The sequence below is a fragment of the Sandarakinorhabdus sp. AAP62 genome (assembly GCF_000331225.1).
GTDB lineage: Bacteria > Pseudomonadota > Alphaproteobacteria > Sphingomonadales > Sphingomonadaceae > Sandarakinorhabdus.
The window spans coordinates 417,051-435,250 of the sequence record NZ_ANFY01000003.1; the positions used below are offsets into that span (position 1 = coordinate 417,051).

General features: G+C 64.7%; 17 protein-coding genes. 7 read left to right on the forward strand and 10 right to left on the reverse strand.

The features are described from left to right. Positions 1-9: 9 nt before the first annotated feature. Positions 10-600: a glutathione S-transferase N-terminal domain-containing protein gene (locus tag D619_RS0102255; protein WP_017666934.1), complete on the forward strand. Its 591-nt coding sequence runs from the start codon at positions 10-12 to the stop codon at positions 598-600. On the opposite strand, the gene D619_RS0102260 is transcribed toward D619_RS0102255, so the two are convergent. Together D619_RS0102260 and D619_RS0102265 are read right to left on the reverse strand one after the other, a co-directional pair. Then, a complete protein-coding gene (locus D619_RS0102260) occupies positions 597-1,004 on the reverse strand; it encodes a GFA family protein (RefSeq protein ID WP_026090621.1) in 408 nt (135 codons plus the stop codon). The genes D619_RS0102255 and D619_RS0102260 overlap by 4 nt on opposite strands. Next, positions 1,001-2,461 (reverse strand): coniferyl aldehyde dehydrogenase, encoded by a 1,461-nt coding sequence (locus D619_RS0102265; protein ID WP_033372813.1) that lies wholly within the window; start codon positions 2,459-2,461, stop codon positions 1,001-1,003. Before D619_RS0102265 ends, D619_RS0102260 begins: the two co-directional genes overlap by 4 nt. A gap of 160 nt (positions 2,462-2,621) precedes the next feature. Between D619_RS0102265 and D619_RS0102270 the strand changes: the two genes are divergently transcribed. After that, positions 2,622-4,352 (forward strand): class I adenylate-forming enzyme family protein, encoded by a 1,731-nt coding sequence (locus D619_RS0102270; protein ID WP_017666937.1) that lies wholly within the window; start codon positions 2,622-2,624, stop codon positions 4,350-4,352. 162 nt (positions 4,353-4,514) lie between these two features. Here D619_RS0102270 and D619_RS0102275 read toward each other — a convergent pair whose 3' ends face one another. Then, positions 4,515-5,219, reverse strand: coding sequence for a TIGR02594 family protein (locus tag D619_RS0102275; protein ID WP_017666938.1), 705 nt, complete (start codon positions 5,217-5,219; stop codon positions 4,515-4,517). A gap of 167 nt (positions 5,220-5,386) precedes the next feature. Here D619_RS0102275 and fsa point away from each other — a divergent pair, with 167 nt between their 5' ends. Continuing rightward, complete coding sequence (gene fsa, locus D619_RS0102280; protein WP_017666939.1) at positions 5,387-6,040, forward strand: fructose-6-phosphate aldolase; 654 nt, start codon at positions 5,387-5,389, stop codon at positions 6,038-6,040. 17 nt (positions 6,041-6,057) lie between these two features. Continuing rightward, positions 6,058-6,960: a tyrosine recombinase XerC gene (locus D619_RS0102285; protein WP_051033443.1), complete on the forward strand. Its 903-nt coding sequence runs from the start codon at positions 6,058-6,060 to the stop codon at positions 6,958-6,960. A 60-nt stretch (positions 6,961-7,020) separates the two neighbouring features. Here the strand turns inward: D619_RS0102285 and D619_RS0102290 are convergent, their stop codons facing one another. The 5 genes from D619_RS0102290 to D619_RS0102310 all read right to left on the reverse strand — a co-directional run bounded on the left by D619_RS0102290 (position 7,021) and on the right by D619_RS0102310 (position 11,535). Next, complete coding sequence (locus D619_RS0102290; RefSeq protein WP_017666941.1) at positions 7,021-7,419, reverse strand: TadE/TadG family type IV pilus assembly protein; 399 nt, start codon at positions 7,417-7,419, stop codon at positions 7,021-7,023. Continuing rightward, the gene (locus D619_RS0102295; protein ID WP_017666942.1) at positions 7,416-7,892 is read right to left on the reverse strand and encodes a TadE/TadG family type IV pilus assembly protein; all 477 of its coding nucleotides are present in this window, start codon (positions 7,890-7,892) and stop codon (positions 7,416-7,418) included. The genes D619_RS0102290 and D619_RS0102295 overlap by 4 nt, the downstream gene beginning before the upstream one ends. Beyond that, a complete protein-coding gene (locus D619_RS0102300) occupies positions 7,889-9,148 on the reverse strand; it encodes a Tad domain-containing protein (protein ID WP_017666943.1) in 1,260 nt (419 codons plus the stop codon). The genes D619_RS0102295 and D619_RS0102300 overlap by 4 nt, the downstream gene beginning before the upstream one ends. 297 nt (positions 9,149-9,445) lie before the next feature. After that, entirely contained in the window at positions 9,446-9,913 is a 468-nt protein-coding gene (locus tag D619_RS0102305) for a pilus assembly protein TadG-related protein (protein ID WP_081586999.1), read from the reverse strand. A 245-nt stretch (positions 9,914-10,158) separates the two neighbouring features. Next, positions 10,159-11,535: a M20/M25/M40 family metallo-hydrolase gene (locus D619_RS0102310; protein ID WP_017666945.1), complete on the reverse strand. Its 1,377-nt coding sequence runs from the start codon at positions 11,533-11,535 to the stop codon at positions 10,159-10,161. A 91-nt stretch (positions 11,536-11,626) separates the two neighbouring features. Between D619_RS0102310 and D619_RS0102315 the strand changes: the two genes are divergently transcribed. Then, positions 11,627-12,880: a dicarboxylate/amino acid:cation symporter gene (locus D619_RS0102315; protein WP_152417240.1), complete on the forward strand. Its 1,254-nt coding sequence runs from the start codon at positions 11,627-11,629 to the stop codon at positions 12,878-12,880. On the opposite strand, the gene D619_RS0102320 is transcribed toward D619_RS0102315, so the two are convergent. Next, a complete protein-coding gene (locus D619_RS0102320) occupies positions 12,871-13,257 on the reverse strand; it encodes a DUF805 domain-containing protein (RefSeq protein ID WP_017666947.1) in 387 nt (128 codons plus the stop codon). The two genes, D619_RS0102315 and D619_RS0102320, sit on opposite strands and share 10 nt — an antisense overlap. 23 nt (positions 13,258-13,280) lie before the next feature. Beyond that, positions 13,281-14,789: a YifB family Mg chelatase-like AAA ATPase gene (locus D619_RS0102325; RefSeq protein ID WP_017666948.1), complete on the reverse strand. Its 1,509-nt coding sequence runs from the start codon at positions 14,787-14,789 to the stop codon at positions 13,281-13,283. An 84-nt stretch (positions 14,790-14,873) separates the two neighbouring features. Here D619_RS0102325 and D619_RS17055 point away from each other — a divergent pair, with 84 nt between their 5' ends. Both D619_RS17055 and secA read left to right on the forward strand, forming a co-directional pair. Further along, positions 14,874-15,257, forward strand: coding sequence for a hypothetical protein (locus D619_RS17055; RefSeq protein ID WP_017666949.1), 384 nt, complete (start codon positions 14,874-14,876; stop codon positions 15,255-15,257). Between the two features lie 42 nt (positions 15,258-15,299). After that, entirely contained in the window at positions 15,300-18,050 is a 2,751-nt protein-coding gene (gene secA, locus D619_RS0102335) for a preprotein translocase subunit SecA (RefSeq protein ID WP_017666950.1), read from the forward strand. Positions 18,051-18,200 lie beyond the last annotated feature (150 nt).

Consider the following 18,200-nt stretch of genomic DNA (forward strand, 5'->3'; position numbering starts at 1 on the left):
GGTGAAACCATGAAACTCCTCGCCTCCCCAACATCGCCCTACGCCCGCAAGCTGCGGATCATCGCCCATGAACTGGGCCTCGCACTGCCGGTGGAAGACACCGCGCCGATGACCGATCCGGCCGCCCTGCTCAGCGCCAATCCGCTTGGCAAGGTGCCGGCGCTGGTGCTGGACGATGGCAGTATGGGCGGCAGCGCCATCATCGATTCACCGGTGATCGCCGCCTTTCTGCTGGCCAGCGTACCGGGGCAGAAGCTGATGGCGCAGAGCGGTCATTATCATTGGCAGGCGCGCACCACCGAGGCGCTGGCCGATGGCGTGCTCGATGCCGCGATCATCCTCAGGTTCAACATGGCGCAGGGCATCACCAGTGGCCCGTGGGTGGACCGGCAATATCGTGCCATCGAACGCGCGCTGGCGGTGATGAACACGCGGGTGGGCGGCAGCGGCTTTGGCGACATCTGCATCGCGGTTGCCTGCGATTATCTCAGCTTCCGCTTCCCCGATCTCGATTGGCGCGGCCACAATCCTGCGCTGGTGGAACTGGCGGATCGGCTGCTGGCCACCCCGGCGTTTGAAGCGACCCGGCCGGCGGCCTAACCGTCGCGCCCGCGCGGCAAGCGCGTGGCGCCTTCGGGTACCGCGACCCAGGGATGCCGGCGTTCTTCAAACACGCTGCGCAGCGGTGGCGGCGTGTCGGGATCGGCGAACAGGCCGGCGGGAATGGCGATCAGGCCGGGATTGAGCGCGGCGGTGAAGCAGATGGTGCTGCCGCAATTGGGGCAGAAACGATTGGTCAGTTCGCGGCCCTTGTCGCTGAGATGCACGAATGGCCGGGTCTCCCCGCTGATCGTCACATCGGCTTCCATCAACCAAAGCGCCATGCCGAACGGCGCGCCGGTGCGGCGCTGGCAATCGGCGCAGTGGCACATGTTGACGGCTTGCGGCTCGCGCGCCAGCGCCACGCGGACAGCGCCGCAAAGGCACTGGCCGTCGCGTTTCACTTCTTCAGTTCACGCGCCAGCGCCTTGGCGGTCTTCTCGCCATAGGGCGGCTTGAAGCCGGCGAGGCCCGCCAGATCAATCTTGGGCTGGCTGTAGACGGCCTTGGGATGGCTGAATTCCTTGAAGCCATCATGGCCGTGATAATTCCCCATGCCGGCCGGGCCGATGCCGCCGAACGGCAGGTCTTCCGCCGAAACGTGGAAGATCACGTCGTTCACGGTCACGCCGCCCGAAATCGTCCGATCGAGCACGCGGCGCTTTTCCAGTTCGTCCTGGCCGAACCAGTAGAGGCCCAGCGGCCGGTCGCGGCGGTTGATTTCGTCGATGGCGCCGTCCACTGCCTTGTAGGTGCGCACGGGCAGCAGCGGGCCGAAGATTTCCTCCTGCATCACCGTCATCTCGTCGGTGGCGCCGCGGATGATGTGCAGCGGCATCTTGTTGGTGTTCTGCTTGGAAAAATCCTCATTGGCCGGATTGACCACCACCACGTCCGCACCCTTGGCGCGGGCGTCTTCCACATGGGCTTCCAGCCGCTCCCGGTGGCGGGCACCCAGCACACTGGTGTAATCCGGGTTGGCCAGCATGGTGGGGTACATTTTCGCCGTCGCAGCCTTCAGGCCTTCGACGATCTCGCCTTCCTTCTCTTCGGGCACCAGCAGATAGTCCGGCGCCAGGCAGATCTGGCCGGCGTTCATCAGCTTGCCCATCGCCACCCGTTCCGTGGCCGCCGCCACATCGGCAGAGCGCGAGATGATGGTGGGCGATTTGCCGCCGAGTTCGAGCGTCAGCGGCACCAGATTCTTCGCGGCCGCCGCCATCACGTGGCGGGCCACGCTGGTCGCGCCAGTGAAGATGATGTGATCGAAGGGCAGTTCGGTGAACGCCTTGCCCACTTCCGGCCCACCGGTGATCACCGCGATTTCGGTCCGGTCGAACGCCGCTTCCAGCACTTCCTTCATCAGCGCCGAAGTGACCGGCGTATATTCCGACGGCTTGATCATCGCCCGGTTGCCGGCCGCCAGCACACCGGCCAGCGGCGCGAAGGTGAGGTTCACCGGGAAATTCCACGGGCTCAGGATGCCGACGACGCCCTTGGGCTGCCATTCCACCCGCGCTTTCGCACCAAGCAGGCCCATGGGGAAATCCAGCTTGCGCTTTTCCGGCTTCATCCAGGCATCGAGATGCTTCAGCGCATGCTTGAGCGGCTTGATCGACGCCATGATGTCGGTGACCAGGCTGAGTTCGGTCGAGCGGTGACCGAAATCCTCGCTCATCGCGGCGGCAAAACGATCCTTGTTGGCCAGCACCACATCCAGCGCGCGATTGAGCCGGTCGCGGCGGGTGGCGGCGGTGACGGGCAGTTCGGCCGTGAAGCTGGCACGCTGCGCTTCCAGCACGGCCTTCATCGCGGCGGCATCGCGGGCATCCCATTCGGCAGTCTTGGCAACAGTGGCCATGATCATTCTCCCAACATGTTTGGGTGCAGCCTAGGCCGGTTCAGCGCCGCCGCCAAGCCGCCCACATTCAAGGGGAACCGCGCCGTTCTGACAGACTGGCGGGGCGCTGCGCTTTGCGGCATCGTGACGGCAACGAAGACTGTCTTGGGGAAATGGATCAATGAGCAACTGGCCTGCCATGTCGATTGCTGAAGCCCACGCGCAGCTGACCGCGCCCGGGCAGCCGCTGGAAATGGAGACGGTGTCCATCCAGGGCCGGCCCACGCGCGCCTGGAAGAACGCGCCGCCGTCGCTTGCCCATTGCTTCGCCGCCGGCCGCGCCCATGGCGACAAGGTCTTCTTGGTGCTGGATGAAGAGCGGGTGACGTTCGAGGCCTTTGCCCGCGCCACGCTGGCGCTGGCGGAGCGGCTGAAGGCGGATGGCCTGACCAAGGGCGACCGCGTGGCGGTGGTGATGCGCAATATTCCGGAATGGCCGGTGGCCTTCTATGCCGCCACGCTGTGCGGGGCGATCGTGACGCCGCTCAACGCCTGGTGGACCGGCGGCGAGCTGGAATATGGGCTGACCGACAGCGGCACCAGGATCCTGCTGATCGATGCCGAACGCTACAACCGCATCGCCGAACATCTGCCCAATTGCCCCGATCTCGAAACCATCTATGTGACCCGCGCCAGCGAGATGGAGCTGGGCGATCCGCGCGCGCGCCGGCTGGAGGAAGTGATCGGCTGGCCGATGGACTGGGCCTCGCTGAAGGACCGCGCCATCCCGGAAGCAGCGCTCAGCCTGCAGCCCGAAGATGACGCCACCATCTTCTATACCAGCGGCACCACCGGCAAACCCAAGGGTGCGCTGGGCACCCATCGCAACATCTGTTCCAACATCATGGCCAGCGCCTGCAGCCAGGCCCGCAGCTTCCTGCGCCGTGGCGAGCAGCCACCGGCCGCCGATCCCGATGCCCCGCAGAAGGCCACACTGCTCAGCGTACCCTTCTTCCACGCCACCGGCTGCCATGCCGTGCTCAATCCATCCCTCGTTGCCGGGGTGAAGCTGGTGCTGATGAAGAAGTGGGACGTGGTCGAGGCCATGACCCTGATCGAACGCGAACGCTGCAATAGCGCCGGCGGCGTGCCGACCATTGCCTGGCAGATACTGGAGCATCCCGATCGCCACAAATATGATCTGTCGAGCCTTGAAACCGTCTCCTACGGCGGCGCGCCCTCGGCGCCCGAGCTGGTCCGCCAGATCGGCAGCCAGTTCAAGGCCAAGCCCGGCAATGGCTGGGGCATGACCGAAACCAGCGCCACCTTCACCCACCACATGGCCGAGGATTATGAGCATCGGCCCGACAGCTGCGGGCCGCCGGTGCCGGTGTGCGATCTTGAGGTGCGCGATGCCGATGGCAAGGTGCTGGGGCCGAACGAAGTGGGTGAGCTTTATGGCTATGGCCCCAACGTGGTGAAGCTCTACTGGAACAAGCCCGAAGCCACCGCCGCCACCTTCATCGATGGCTGGGTGCGCACCGGCGATCTTGCCCGCATCGACGAGGAAGGCTTCTGCTTCATCATCGACCGCGCCAAGGACATGCTGATCCGTGGCGGCGAGAATATCTACTGTGTCGAAGTCGAAAACGCCCTGTACGAGCATCCGGCGGTGATGGATGCGGCTCTGGTGGGCCGCCCGCACAAGACGCTGGGCGAGGAGCCGGTGGCCTTCGTCACCTTGAAGGACGGCGAAGAGGTGAGCGAAGCCGACCTGCGCGCCTTCGTGGCGGCGCGGCAAGCGGCGTTCAAGGTGCCGGTGGCGGTGCATTTCAGCCGCGAACCACTGCCGCGCAACGCCAATGGCAAGATATTGAAGACGGAATTGAAGAAGCAACTGGCCGGGGCGTAGACCATAGACGCCAGGAAGACAGAGGGCCTCCGGCGGCCAGGGCCTGAGGCCCTGGACCCACTTTCGTTGGAGCCGCCACTAGGACGACGATCGGACCCGTGGACGAAAAAGCAAACGGGTGCAGGCCTCAGGCCTGCCCGCCGGAGGCCACCGCTTGCTTCTTCACTGCTCGTTGTTGGAAAAGCTGCCGTCCGCCCGCAAGATGCGCGGGCCGCCGGTGGGAGGCGGCGCGGTTTTCGGCCAGCGTGCGATGAGGAAGCGGTCGCGGGCGAAGCGTTTCACGTTCACCGCATCGGCCTGGTTGCCGCCCAGGATATGATAGGCCGAGGCATCTTCGCCGACATAGAAGCCGACATGGCCCTGCCAGCCATCGCGGCTGCCGCGCCAGAAGGTCATCACGGCGCCGGGTTGGGGCACCGGGCAGGGCACGCCGAACTTGGTCCAGGTGCGGGCGCCGAGCGGGTTGGAGGTCAGCACTTCGCCGGGCAGGGTAAGGCCGATGCAATGGGCCACAAAGAGCCCGCACCAGGCGATTTCGTCCTTGGCATAATCGATGCGCAGCCGCCGCGCCCATCCGATGATCAGCGGGTTGGAGCCGGGGCCAGTGTCTTCCTTGATGCCGATGGCGCGTTGGGCTTCGATGAACCAGGGCATCGAAAGGCTGTGGATCGGGTCAGCCGCGGTCTTCACTTCGGTGGTGGCAAGCTTGGCGCGCGTGTCCTTGCCGGCAATGCCGTCGACCTCCAGGCCGTTGGCGGCCTGGAAGGCGCGGATGGCGGCAATGGTGTCGCGGCCCATGGCGCCATCGATGGCGCCGGGGTCAAAGCCCTTGGCTTTCAAGGCTTTCTGGAGCTCGAGCGTCGTCATATCGGAAGTCCCCCGATGAAAATTGCGTTCGACCCTGAGGAGAAAGCTACCATAGAGCGACAGAGTAGGACAGAAGCGGCTTGCGGGACCAAAAGCGATGGTAGGAATGCCCGCCGGCATCGGTTAAAGCAGCGGCGAATCCTCCCTTCAAATGCGGGGCTGCCGCCATGAAATTCTTTGCCGATACCGCCGATGTTGCCGAAATCGCCGATCTGGCCGCCACTGGCCTGCTCGATGGCGTCACCACCAATCCCAGCCTGATTGCCAAGTCGGGCCGCAATTTTCTGGAAGTGGTGAAGGAAATCTGCGGGCTGGTCGATGGCCCGGTATCGGCCGAGGTTGTCGCGCCCGATCATGCCACCATGCTGAAGGAAGCCGCCGTGCTGCGCGCGCTGGCGCCCAATATCTGCATCAAGCTGCCGCTCACCCTTGATGGCCTGAAGACCTGCAAGGCGCTGACCGCCGAAGGCGTGAAGACCAATGTCACCCTGTGCTTCTCGGCCAATCAGGCGCTGCTGGCGGCCAAGGCTGGTGCGACCTATATTTCGCCGTTCGTCGGCCGGCTCGATGATATCGGCCATGACGGGATGGAGCTGATCCAGGATATCCGCACCATCTACGACAATTATGATTTCAAGACCGAAATCCTCGTCGCCAGTGTGCGCAGCCCGGTGCATGTGCTGGCTGCGGCCCGCATCGGCGCCGATGTTGCCACCATGCCGCCGGCGGTGATCCGCGCGCTCGCCGCCCACGCCCTCACCGACAAGGGCCTGGCCGCGTTCGACGCCGATTGGGCCAAGACGGGGCAAAGCATCCTCTGAGCGCTGCGGCCGAGCCTCTGGCTGGGCTCATTGCCCGCTTCCTCGCCTATTCCGGCGATCAGCGTCGCCTGTCTGTCCACACGCTGCGGGCCTATGGCCTGACGCTGGAACGCTTCGACGATTTCCTGTCCACGCATCTGGGCGGACTGGTGACCGGCGGCCGGCTGGCGGCGCTGTCTGGCGCCGATCTGCGCGCCTTCCTGGCCTTGCGCCGCGGCGAAGGCCTGGCGGCACCGTCCCTGGCGCGCGACGTGTCGGCGCTGAAGGGCTTCTTTGCCTGGGCGCGGCGCAACGAGGGCCTGGCCTGCGATGCCATTGCCGCGCTGAAGGCCCCGAAACAGCCACGCCGCCTGCCGCGCGCGGTCACGCCGGCCGATGTGCGGCAACTGGTGGACGTGGTGGGTGATGCGGCGACGCAGCCGTGGCTGGCGGCGCGTGACACGGCGGTGCTGCTGCTGCTTTATGGGGCGGGCCTGCGTATCGGCGAGGCGCTGTCGCTCACCGGCGCCGCCCTGCCGCTGGGCGCGGTGATCGCGGTGACCGGCAAGCGCGCGAAAACGCGGGCTGTGCCGCTGCTGCCGCAGGTGCGGGCGGCGATCATGGATTATGTCGCACAATGCCCATTCGATCTGGTGGGCAATGGTCCCTTGTTTCGCGGGGTAAAGGGCGGTGCGCTCGATCCCGGCACGGTGCGCCGGGCGGTGCAGGCCGCCCGCGCCGCCATGGGCCTGGCCGCCAGTGCCACGCCGCACGCGCTGCGGCACAGTTTTGCCACCCATCTGCTGGCGCGTGGGGCCGATCTGCGGCAGTTGCAGGAACTGCTGGGCCACGCCAGCCTGTCGTCCACGCAGATCTACACCAAGGTCGATGCGGCGCAGCTGCTCGATGCGTGGGCGGCGGCCCATCCCCGCGCGGATTGACCGCGCAGATCAAACAACGCGCGGATTGACCGCGCAAATCAGACAACGCGCGGATTGAATTCAGACTGGGCGGTAGACCCGGCGCGTTTCGGTCAGCCTGATCGGTTCCACCTCGATGAAGAACAGATCAAACTGCGGATTGATCGTCACGGTAATGTCCACGAAATCCTGGCCATTGGCCGTTCCCGGCGTGATGGTTGGGGCGGTCATCACGCCGCCAAGGCCGAAGCTGTTGCGGACGATGGCCGTGCTGATCTCGCCGGCGCTGCGGCGCGGAAACAGGGTGGCAACCCGGGCGCCTTCGCCAACACCATGACGCAGGCCGGCATTGGCCCAGAATACCGATCCGATGCCGATGAAGGCCATGATGAACATCATGAACAGCGGCAGTACCATGGAGAATTCGGCGGCCGTGGCGCCGCGGCGATTGCGCGCCAGGCGAAGCAGGGTCTGGATCATTGCAGCCTCACGGACGCATCACCGGTCAACACAAAGCCACCGTTGCGGCCGCTGCCCGAAATGATGCCGCCAAAGCTGTATTGCGGCACATATACGGCCTGGACCTCAACCGAAACATATCGGGCAAAGGTCTGTCCGGCCGGGCAGAAACTGTTCCAGTTCTGCTGACGGACGCCATTGCATTCCAGCCAATTGTCGACGGTGAGCGATGTCACCGGCCGGCCATAGGCGGCGCGCACTTCGGGGCCAAGGTGCGAGAAGTCGCCGGTGCCGATGGTGCCGGGCGCCAGCGCCAGTTCGATGCCGCGCTGGGCGGCCTGTTCCAGCGACTGCTTCTGCGAAAAGGCCAGGCCAAGATCCATGCCAACGAACAGCAGGCCGGCCAGCACGGGCGCAATCAGGGCCATTTCGGCACCGGCTGCGCCACTGCGGCAGCCGGGCAGCAATGCCAGAACAGTCCGGATCTGCATCATGCCACCAGCTTGATCTGGGTACCGCTGAACGAGTTGGCCCCGCTGTTGGCCGGGCAGACGTTCTGGATACTGTTGTTGCCGCGCCAATCGACCCGGCGGGCGACGATCTGGACGCAGCGGGTGTTCATGCCGCTGGTGCCGTTCATCTGCAGTTCCTGGCGCGGAAAATAGAGCGCGCCTTGCAGCAGGCTTGTGCTGTTGCCGTTGATGATGTTGGTGGCCATGTTGCTGGCGCGGCGATCCTGATAGAACAGGATGCCGGAATAGGTGCCGCTGCTGGGCGCCGTCATGTTGATCCGGGCGCCGCCGTTCATGTTGACCGTGGCGATGTTGCTGGTGTTGCTGGCGGCGTTGGTGGCGGTGAGGATGAACACCGCACCATTGGTGGTCACGTTCGATTGGCTGCCGAAATTCATGCTGCCCGTGACATAGTAGACGCCGGGGCCGAATGTGGCCGTGCCGCTGATGTCGATATCGCGGTAAGTGCCCGGGCCGATGCTGTTGTTCGTCCGGTTCGGCTGCACCCTGATGTCGTTGTTGCTGCTGCTGATGTTGGGCGGATCGGGCAGGTTGCGATAGGGATCGCGCAGCGGCAGGGCATATTCCTGGCGCACGGTGCCGCTGGCATAGTTGCCGGGGGGCACATTGCCCACAGCCGCCACCGGGCTGGCTCTCACAAAGCTGGCGCCATTGGCGATGATGCTGGTGGTGCTGGGTGCATTGCTCATCATGCCGCAGCCAAGGTCGACCGTGGCACTGCCGCCGATCGGGATGCCGGGCGTATCGGTGTGTTCCAGGGCCAGCACGCAATAATCGCCATTGCCCACGATTTCGGCCACGGCGCGGGCGCTGATGCGCACCGGGCCGTCCATGATGAAACCGGTGAAGGGCAGTTGCAGATCGGTGGCGAGGATGACTTCCACCGCCGCCGACGCGTCGCGGAAACTGCCGGATGTGGCCGGGCTGTTGATCACCGGATTGATGTTCATGACAAAGCCGCCATTGCGACCGATGTCGCCGAGGGCAGCCTGATGCACGGCTTCACTGTCGCTGTCGGCGGCCTGGCTCAACGCATAGGCGCCGGCGATTGCGCCCGAATCGGCGGCGCGCTGCATCATGCGCTTGGTGAGCGTCCACTGGATCGTGTCGCTGGCAAGGCCGGCCGTGCCGATCAGAATCGGCATCATCAGCGCCGTCAGACTTGCGATATTGCCCCGCCGGCTTGCCTGCAGCCGGCGCACTGAAAAGCCGCCCATTACATTCACGCCCTGTTGTTACGCCACGAAACTGGCACCACTGGATGGTCTCCCTATCAGAACACGAGTCAATTTTGCGTTAAGCGCGTCAATTATTATCCCTGCATTGCAATGCATCAAGGTAAACCCAACGATTTCCGTACAAGATTGCTACCAATTTGTTGATGGAAACGCCTGGGTGCACGGCATTGCTGCGCCAATGGTTACGCATCCCTGAACCTTGATTCGGGCAATGCGTCATTGAACTGTTAATAATCATGAGTCGGCCGTAAGTATCTTGCCAACACGCAGGCCGCCTCAGCCCCCGATGCAGCCATCGCATGCAATGGCGTCTGCCGCCCGTTCCTCGATCAGGCCGGCGGTGGCTTCGACCTGGATCGGCACGCCGGCCGGGCGGAACAGGCTGGCAAAAGGCAGGCGGGCCATGCCCGAAAGGCGCACCCGCACCACCAGCGGATCGCCGGCATAGGGGCCGGACGACGGCCCGAGTTCGATGATCGGCGCGTTGGCCAGAACCGGCTTGCCGGCACCGGCCAGTTCGGCCTGCACCGTTTCGACCACGGCACGATTGTCGGCCAGGGCCTGGGCACCGGCCAGGGCCGCCGTTTCCGCCTGGCGCTGCATGACGCGCTGCATCAATGTCCAGTGAATCGTGTCGCTGGTCACGCCGGCAGCCGCCATCAACGCCGGCATCATCAATGCCGTCAGCGTTGACAAACTACCGGCCTGATCCTTGGCCAGGCCCAGCCCCCTACGGCCCAACATCGAAACGCAACCTTCTTAACGAGAAGTAATCGAAGGGCACGTCTTTATCATTATTCGATCCGATTCGTAACTGATTGATTTATTATAGGATTGTTTACCATTCTTTACTGAAAATAGTCTTTGTGAATCGAATCTTCGACTCTGTTTAGGAAATGTTTTTGATTCGTGATTCTTGGTCTCCGACAGGCGCGCGCAGGCGGCCCGGCGGGCAGCCGGTTGTGCGATCGGCAGGAACTGAATTCAGCCTATCCGGCGAGGCGGCGCAGGATGATGTCCCAATGCCGCAAGGCCGGCGCAATGGCGCTTTCCGGCACGCGTTCGTTCAGACCGTGGGCGAAGCTGTCGGCCTGGCGCATGAACAGGCCGGAAACGCCGTAGGACGGGATGCCCAGCGCCCGCCAGAACACGCTGTCGGTGGCGCCGGCGTCCATGCCGGGGGTGGCGTTCAGGCCGGGGGCGCGTGCCGAAACCGCGGCCTGTACCGCGGCCGTCACGTCGGGGCGCAGTGGCGATGCCGGCGTGACCGGCCAATCGACACCCGTCGCAAAGGTCACGCCCGGATCTTCGGCGATGCGGGCCAGTTCCGTTTGCACCGCAGCGATGCTGGTGCCGGGGAAGATGCGGCAGTTGACCGTGAGGGTGACCCGCTGCGGCAAGGCGTTGGGCGCGTGGCCGCCGTTGATCATGGTGGGCACGCAGGTGGTGCCGATCTGGCCGATGGTGCCGGGATTGGCGCGCAGCACGGCGATGGCATCGGCATCGGCCGGGTTGGCGGCAAAGCGCGCCATGGCCTGGCCCAGCGCGTCGCTGCGCTGGCGGGCGGCTTCGGCCAGGGAGGCCCGGGTGATGTCGTTCACTTCCGCCTTCCAGCGGTGCCCGGCGATGCGCGCCGCCACCAGGCCGATGCGGGCGATGGCATTGCTGCCGGTCGGCGTGGAGCTGTGGCCGCCCGGATCGGTGATGGTCATCTGGAAATCGGCGTAGCTTTTCTCTGCTGCCTGCAACCGATAGAAATAGGGCTTGCCGTCTGCATCCAGCCCGCCGCCGCCGCCGTCGCTGTTCAGCATGAATTCGATATCGAATGCCTTGGCCTGTTTGGCCTGCGCGGCGCTGGCGATGCCGTCGGTTTCCTCGTCGCCCGACAGGAACAGGTGGATATCGCGACGGGGCTTGAAGCCGCTGGCCTTCAGCTGCGCCAGCGTCGCGATCAGCACGGCAACATCGAACTTGTTGTCCTGCACGCCGCGGCCAAAGATATAGCCCTGCTCGGCGATGGCGGTGAAGGGCGGACGTTCCCAATCCGCCGGATTGGCTTCCACCACGTCCAGATGCCCGGTCAGCGCCATGGGCCTGGCCTTTGCCTTGGCGGCCCGCCAGACCATGTGGAAATTGGCGGTGCCGGCCAGTTCGTCGATCTGGATGTCGGCGGCGTTGAATCCCGCCTTCACCAGCCAGTCGCGATAGAAACGTGCCAGCGCCGGCGTCTGGCCGCGGCCCTTGACGCTGGCGATGCCCACACTGTCCATCAACAGGCGCTTCGCTTCGGCGGTGTCGCCGGGGGCGGCATGGGCCGGCAAGGCCGAGCAGGACAGGGCGAGGATGGCGGCAAGCGTGCGGATCATGCGCCGCAGACTGCACCCGGGCATCGCTTGTCTGCAAGCCCGGCGGTTTCCGGCTTGACGGCGCTTTGGCGCTGCCCGAAGTCAGATGGCCATGAAGCCCACCAACTCGCTCACCCGCTGGATCCTGATCGGCCTTGTGGCCGGGCTTGGCGTTGGCTGGGCGATCAATGCCAGCGTGGCCGCAGATCAGGCCAGGGAAATCGCCGGTTATCTGTCGATCATCACCGATGTGTTCCTGCGGCTGATCAAGATGATCATCGCGCCGTTGGTGCTGGCGACGCTGACGGTGGGCATCGCCCACATGGGTTCGGGCGGGGCGGTGGGCCGCACCTTCGTGCGCACGCTGGCCTGGTTCATTGCCGCCTCCGTGTTCAGCCTCGGGCTGGGCATATTGATGGTCAATCTGCTCGCCCCCGGCGTGGGGGTGGGCCTGCCGCTGCCCGATGCCGGTACCGCCTCGGGCGTGGTCAACAAGGCCTTCAACCTGAAGGAGTTCATCGGCCACATCTTCCCCAAGTCCATCATCGAGGCGATGGCCACCAACGAAGTGCTGCAGATCGTGGTGTTCAGCCTGTTTGCCGGCGTCGCGCTGATCCAGATGGGTGAGAAGGCCAAGGTCATCAACGACGGGCTGGATGCCATCATGCACATGATGCTGGTGATCACCGGCTATGTGATGAAAGTGGCGCCGTTCGCCGTGTTTGCCGCCATCGCCTCGTCGATTGCCGTCGAAGGGCTGGGCATCCTCGTCACCTTTGGCAAGTTCGTCGGCGGTTTCTACCTGGCGCTGGCGGTGCTGTGGCTGTTCCTGCTCGGCGCCGGCAGTTTCGTGCTCGGCTTTGGCGAAGTGCGCCGCCTGATCCCCGAAATCCGCGAGCCGTTCCTGATCACCTTTGCCACTGCATCATCGGAAGCCGCCTACCCCAAGCTGCTCGCCTCGCTGGAGCGTTATGGCGTGCCGGGCCGCATCGCCTCGTTCGTGCTGCCGCTGGGCTACAGCTTCAATCTCGATGGCTCGATGATGTACTGCGCCTTTGCCAGCATCTTCATCGCCCAGGCCTATGGCATCGATCTGTCGCTGGGCCAGGAAATCGCCATGCTCGGCCTGCTGATGATCACCTCGAAGGGCATCGCCGGCGTGCCGCGCGCCAGCCTCGTGGTGATCGCCGCGACGCTGCCCTATTTCAACATCCCCGAAGCCGGCCTGCTGCTGATTCTTGCCGTCGATCATTTCCTCGACATGGGCCGCAGCGCGACGAACGTGATCGGCAATGCGGTGGCCACCGCCGTGATCGCGAAATGGGATGCCGGCGAGGCCGTGGCGGAACCGGCAGCTCAGAAATAAAGTGTCGGATTCTCAGGTGCCGGCAGCGGGTCTGGGCCAAAGCGGTTGTCACCGGGAGTGCCGGGCCGGCTCATCCACCAGATGTTGATCAGCGTGCCGGCAGTGGGCAGCAGGGTGACCAGATACCACCAGCCGCTCATGCCCTGATCATGCAGGCGGCGCACGCTGACGGCGAGATGCGGTACGAAGAACAGCAGCATCGCCGCCAGCAGCAGCCGGCCCTTGAAGATGTCGGTCAGCAGATCGGCGCCGAGCAGCAACACGTCGATCGCTGCGGCGGTGCCGGCGATCACGGCCCAGAACAGGGTGAACCACCAAAATTCGGCCCGGCGGGAGCGGCCCCGGAAATCGAGGCAGCGCTGCAGCGGCATCATCATCCAGTGGAGGGGGGATTGTGCCATCAATTCACCGGTGGACGGCGACGATAGCTGAGCGCCTCTGCCACGTGAATACGCGCCACGCCGTCGCTGCCGGCCAGATCCGCAATCGTTCGCGATACCCGCAGCACGCGGGCATAGCCGCGCGCGGAAAGCCGCAGCGTGTCGGCGGCTTGCGTCAGCAGGCGCTGGCCCTCGGCATCCGGGGTGGCGTGGGCGGTGAGCGCTTCGCCGTCGGCTTCGGCATTGGTGCGGGTGGCCGTGCCGGCATAGCGCGCCGTCTGGCGGGCGCGGGCGGCGGCGACGCGGGCGGCGACCTGCGCGCTGTTCTCGGCCGGCGGCGGCAAGGTGAGATCGGCGGCCGACAGCGCCGGCACCTCGACATGCAGATCGATGCGGTCGAGCAGCGGCCCGGACAATTTGCTCTGATAATCGGCGGCGCAGCGCGGCGCCCGCGCGCAGGCCTGGGCCGGATCGGAAAGATAGCCGCAGCGGCACGGGTTCATCGCCGCCACCAGCTGCACGCGGGCCGGATAGGTGACATGGGCGGCGGCCCGCGCCACCTGCACCTGCCCGGTTTCCAGCGGCTGGCGCAGCGAATCGAGCACGCCGCGCTGATATTCCGGCAGCTCATCGAGGAACAGCACACCCAGATGCGCGAGGCTGACTTCGCCGGGCCGCGCCTTCATGCCGCCGCCGACCAATGCCGCCATCGAGGCCGAATGATGGGGCGAACGGAAGGGCCGCGTGCGCTTCAGCTTGCCGCCGTCCAGCTCGCCAGCGATGGAGGCGACCATCGAGACTTCCAGCGCTTCGGCCGGGGTGAGATCGGGCAATATGCCGGCCAGGGCGGCGGCGATCAGCGATTTGCCGGAACCGGGCGGGCCTGACATCAGCAGATTATGGCCGCCGGCCGCCGCGATTTCGGCGACGCGCTTGGGGGTTTCCTGGCCCTTGATGCTGGCAAAATCCGGGCCACTGCGCCGCTGTTCGGCTTCGGCGCGCTGCGGGGCGGGCAGGATGATCTGGCCCTTCAGATGGTTGATCAGCGCCAGCAGATCGGGGGCGGCCAGCACATTCACCTCACCGGCCCAGGCGGCTTCGGGCCCTTGCGCTGCCGGGCAGATCAGCCCGAGTTCGTGGGCACCGGCGTGCAGGGCGGCGAGCAGCACGCCGGGCACCGTCTGAATTGCACCATCCAGGCCAAGTTCTCCAACGGCGACAAATTCATCGAGCGCATCCTGCGGGATCACCCCCATCGCGCTGAGCAGTCCCAGCGCGATTGGCAGATCATAATGCGATCCTTCCTTGGGCAGATCGGCCGGCGACAGATTGACGACGACGCGCCGCGGCGGCAGCGACAGGCCGATGGCATGCAGCGCGGCGGCCACCCGCTCGCGGCTTTCCTTCACCGCCTTGTCGGGCAGGCCCACGGTCACAAATGTCACCGGGCCAGCAGATATCTGCACCTGGACATCAACGCTGCGGGCTTCCAGCCCCAGAAACGCCACCGTGCCGACATGGGCCACCATCAACCTTTTCCCCAAAAGAAAGGAAGCATCTGACCCTGATGGGAATTCGTAGAGTCTTCTGCCCTGCGGTGCAATTGCCGCCTTATGATTGCCACAGCCGGGCCGTATCGGGGGGATATCGTGAGTCGTCCGGGCTTTCTTGACCTGCTGGTTCGTTCCGAACCGTTCCGGGTGTTCCAGATTCTGCTGGGGCTCCTGCTGATGGCGGCTGCCGGTATCGTCGGGCTGCTGTCGCCGGCGCCGATCGGCATTGTCATCTTTGGCGCCGGGGTGGCCCTGGTGTTCCGCAACTCGCGTTGGGCGCGCCGGCATTATCTGATGTACACACGAAGTTACCCCAAGGTGCGCCGGGCGGTGGACTTCGGTCTGCGGCGCGACAAGCGGCGCGCCCAGCGGATGCAGGACGCCCCGGCTTCATTGACGAACCCGGTCGCTGACCCTACATCGCCCACCATGCCACCGGTGTGACGGGCCTGCCTGTCACGTGCGTACTTGCAAGTCAGGATTTTCATGCTCGGGTTGAACAAGGTCGCGAAGGCGATTTTCGGGTCGTCGAATGATCGCTATCTGAAATCGCTGCGGCCGATCATCAAGCGCATCGCCGATCTGGAAGGCCAGATCAGCGCGCTGACCGATGACCAATTGCAGGCGCAGACGCCCAAGCTGAAGGCCGAGCTTGAAGCCGGCAAGTCGCTTGACGACATCATGCCCGAAGCCTTTGCCACCGTGCGCGAAGCGTCGAAGCGCGTGCTGGGCATGCGGCATTTCGATGTGCAGATGATCGGCGGCATCGTGCTGCATCGCGGTGAGATCGCCGAAATGCGCACCGGCGAAGGCAAGACGCTGGTGGCGACGCTGGCGGTGTATCTGAACGCGCTCAGCGGCAAGGGCGTGCACGTGGTGACGGTTAACGATTATCTCGCCAGCCGCGATGCGCAGTGGATGGGCCAGATCTATCGCTTCCTGGGCCTTTCCGTCGGCGTGATCGTGCCCAACCTCGATGATCAGACGCGGCGCCAAGCCTATGCGTGCGACATCACCTACGGCACCAACAATGAATTCGGTTTCGATTATCTGCGCGACAACATGAAATATGCGCGTGAGCAGATGGTGCAGCGGCCGTTCAATTTCGCCGTGGTCGATGAAGTCGATAGCGTGCTGGTCGATGAAGCCCGCACGCCGCTGATCATCTCCGGCCCCACCGACGACAAGTCGCAGCTCTACACCCAGGTCAACGCCGTGGTGAAGGAACTGGTGCGCGAGGATGTCGAGGTCGACGAGAAGCAGAAGTCCGTCATCCTCACCGAAGCCGGCACCGAGAAGGTGGAGCGCATGCTCAGCGCCGCCGGGCTGCTGGAAGGCGAAAATCTCTACGACTTTGAAAACACGCAGGTTGTTCACCACCTGAACCAGGCGCTGCGCGCGATCATCATCTTCCGCCGCGACACCGATTATATCGTGCGCGACGACAAGGTGATCATCATCGACGAATTCACCGGCCGCATGATGGATGGCCGCCGCTGGTCCGAAGGCCTGCACCAGGCGGTGGAAGCCAAGGAAGGCGTGACCATCCAGCCCGAAAACCAGACGCTGGCCAGCATCACCTTCCAGAATTATTTCCGCATGTATCCCAAGCTGGGCGGCATGACCGGCACCGCCGCGACCGAAGCGGCGGAATTCTTCGACATCTACAAGTTGAACGTGGTCGAAATCCCCACCAACGTGCCGGTGCAGCGCACCGACGTGGATGATGAATTCTACAAGAACGCCGAAGACAAGTTCAAGGCCATCGTCAAGGCCATCCGCGGCGCCCAGGAGCGTGGCCAGCCGGTGCTGGTCGGCACCGTCTCGATCGAAAAGAGCGAGATGCTGTCGGATTTCCTGAAGGGCGAAGGCGTCAAGCACGTGGTGCTGAACGCCCGCTATCACGAGCAGGAAGCCGTGATCGTGGAAGACGCGGGGCGCATCGGCGCCGTCACCATCGCCACCAACATGGCCGGCCGCGGCACCGACATCAAGCTGGGCGGCAACGAGGAAGCCCGCATCGCGCGCGAACTGGCCGGCATGCCCGAAGGCCCGGAGCGCGCGGCGGCCGAAGCGAAGATCAAGGCCGAAGTGCTGGCTGAACGCGAACAGGTGAAGGCCAATGGCGGCCTGTTCGTGCTGGGCACCGAGCGTCACGAAAGCCGCCGCATCGACAATCAGCTGCGCGGCCGCTCCGGCCGCCAGGGCGATCCCGGCCTGTCACGTTTCTACCTCAGCCTCGATGATGATCTGCTGCGCATCTTCGGCCAGCAGAACATGTTGACCCGCCTGATGAACAGCGGCCTGGAAGAGGGCGAGGCCATCATCCACCCGTGGATTTCGAAAGCCATCGAAACCGCCCAGAAGAAGGTGGAAGCCCGCAACTACGACGTGCGCAAGCAGCTGCTGCAATATGACGACGTGATGAACGACCAGCGCAAGGTCGTCTATGAACAGCGCGCCGACGTGATGGATTCGGAAACCGTGGGCGATGTCGTGATCGACATGCGTCACGAAACGGTGAACGCCATTGTCGCCACCCGCTGCCCGCTCGGCAGCTATCCCGAACAATGGGATGTGGCCGGACTGCAGGAAGATGTGACCGGCACGCTGGGCCTTTCGGTGGATGTTTCGGCCTGGGCCAGGGAAGAAGGCATTGATCCGGAAATCATCGTCGATCGCCTGATCGAACAATCCGATGCACTGGTGGCTGCCAAGGCCGCCGAACTGCCGGCCGAAACCTGGATCAGCATCGAAAAGAGCTTCCTGCTGCAGGCGCTCGACCATCACTGGAAGGAACATCTGGCCACGCTGGATTCGCTGCGTTCGGTCATCCACCTGCGCGCCTATGCCCAGAAGACGCCGATCAACGAGTACAAGCGCGAAGCCTTTGCCCTGTTCGAACGCATGTTGCAGAACGTGCGCGAAGACGTGACGCGCATGCTGGCCAATGCCCAGTTCGCGCTGCAGGCGGATGAACCCGCCCCGGAATTGCCGTCGTTCATCACCACCCACATCGATCCCGCCACCGGCCAGAATGAAGCCGGCCCGACGCTGAATTTTGACGCCTTCGGCTCGGCTCTGCCCGCCGGCATGCTCGCCGCCGCCCAGAGCGCTGCCGAGATGATCGACGTCGATCCGGAAGACCTCGAGGAATGGCGCGCCACGGTGAGCCGCAATGCCGAATGCCCGTGCGGTTCGGGCAGGAAGTTCAAGCATTGCCATGGCGCGCTGTAACGCGCCAAGCCAGCAGCGCCGCGCTGTAACGCGCCAAGCCAGCAGCGCCGCGCTGTAACGCGGCTGCATGACCTGAACTGAACAGGAAGCGGGCCTCCGGCGGCCAGGGGCTGAGCCCCTGGACCCGCTTTCGTTGGCGCGCGCCCCACG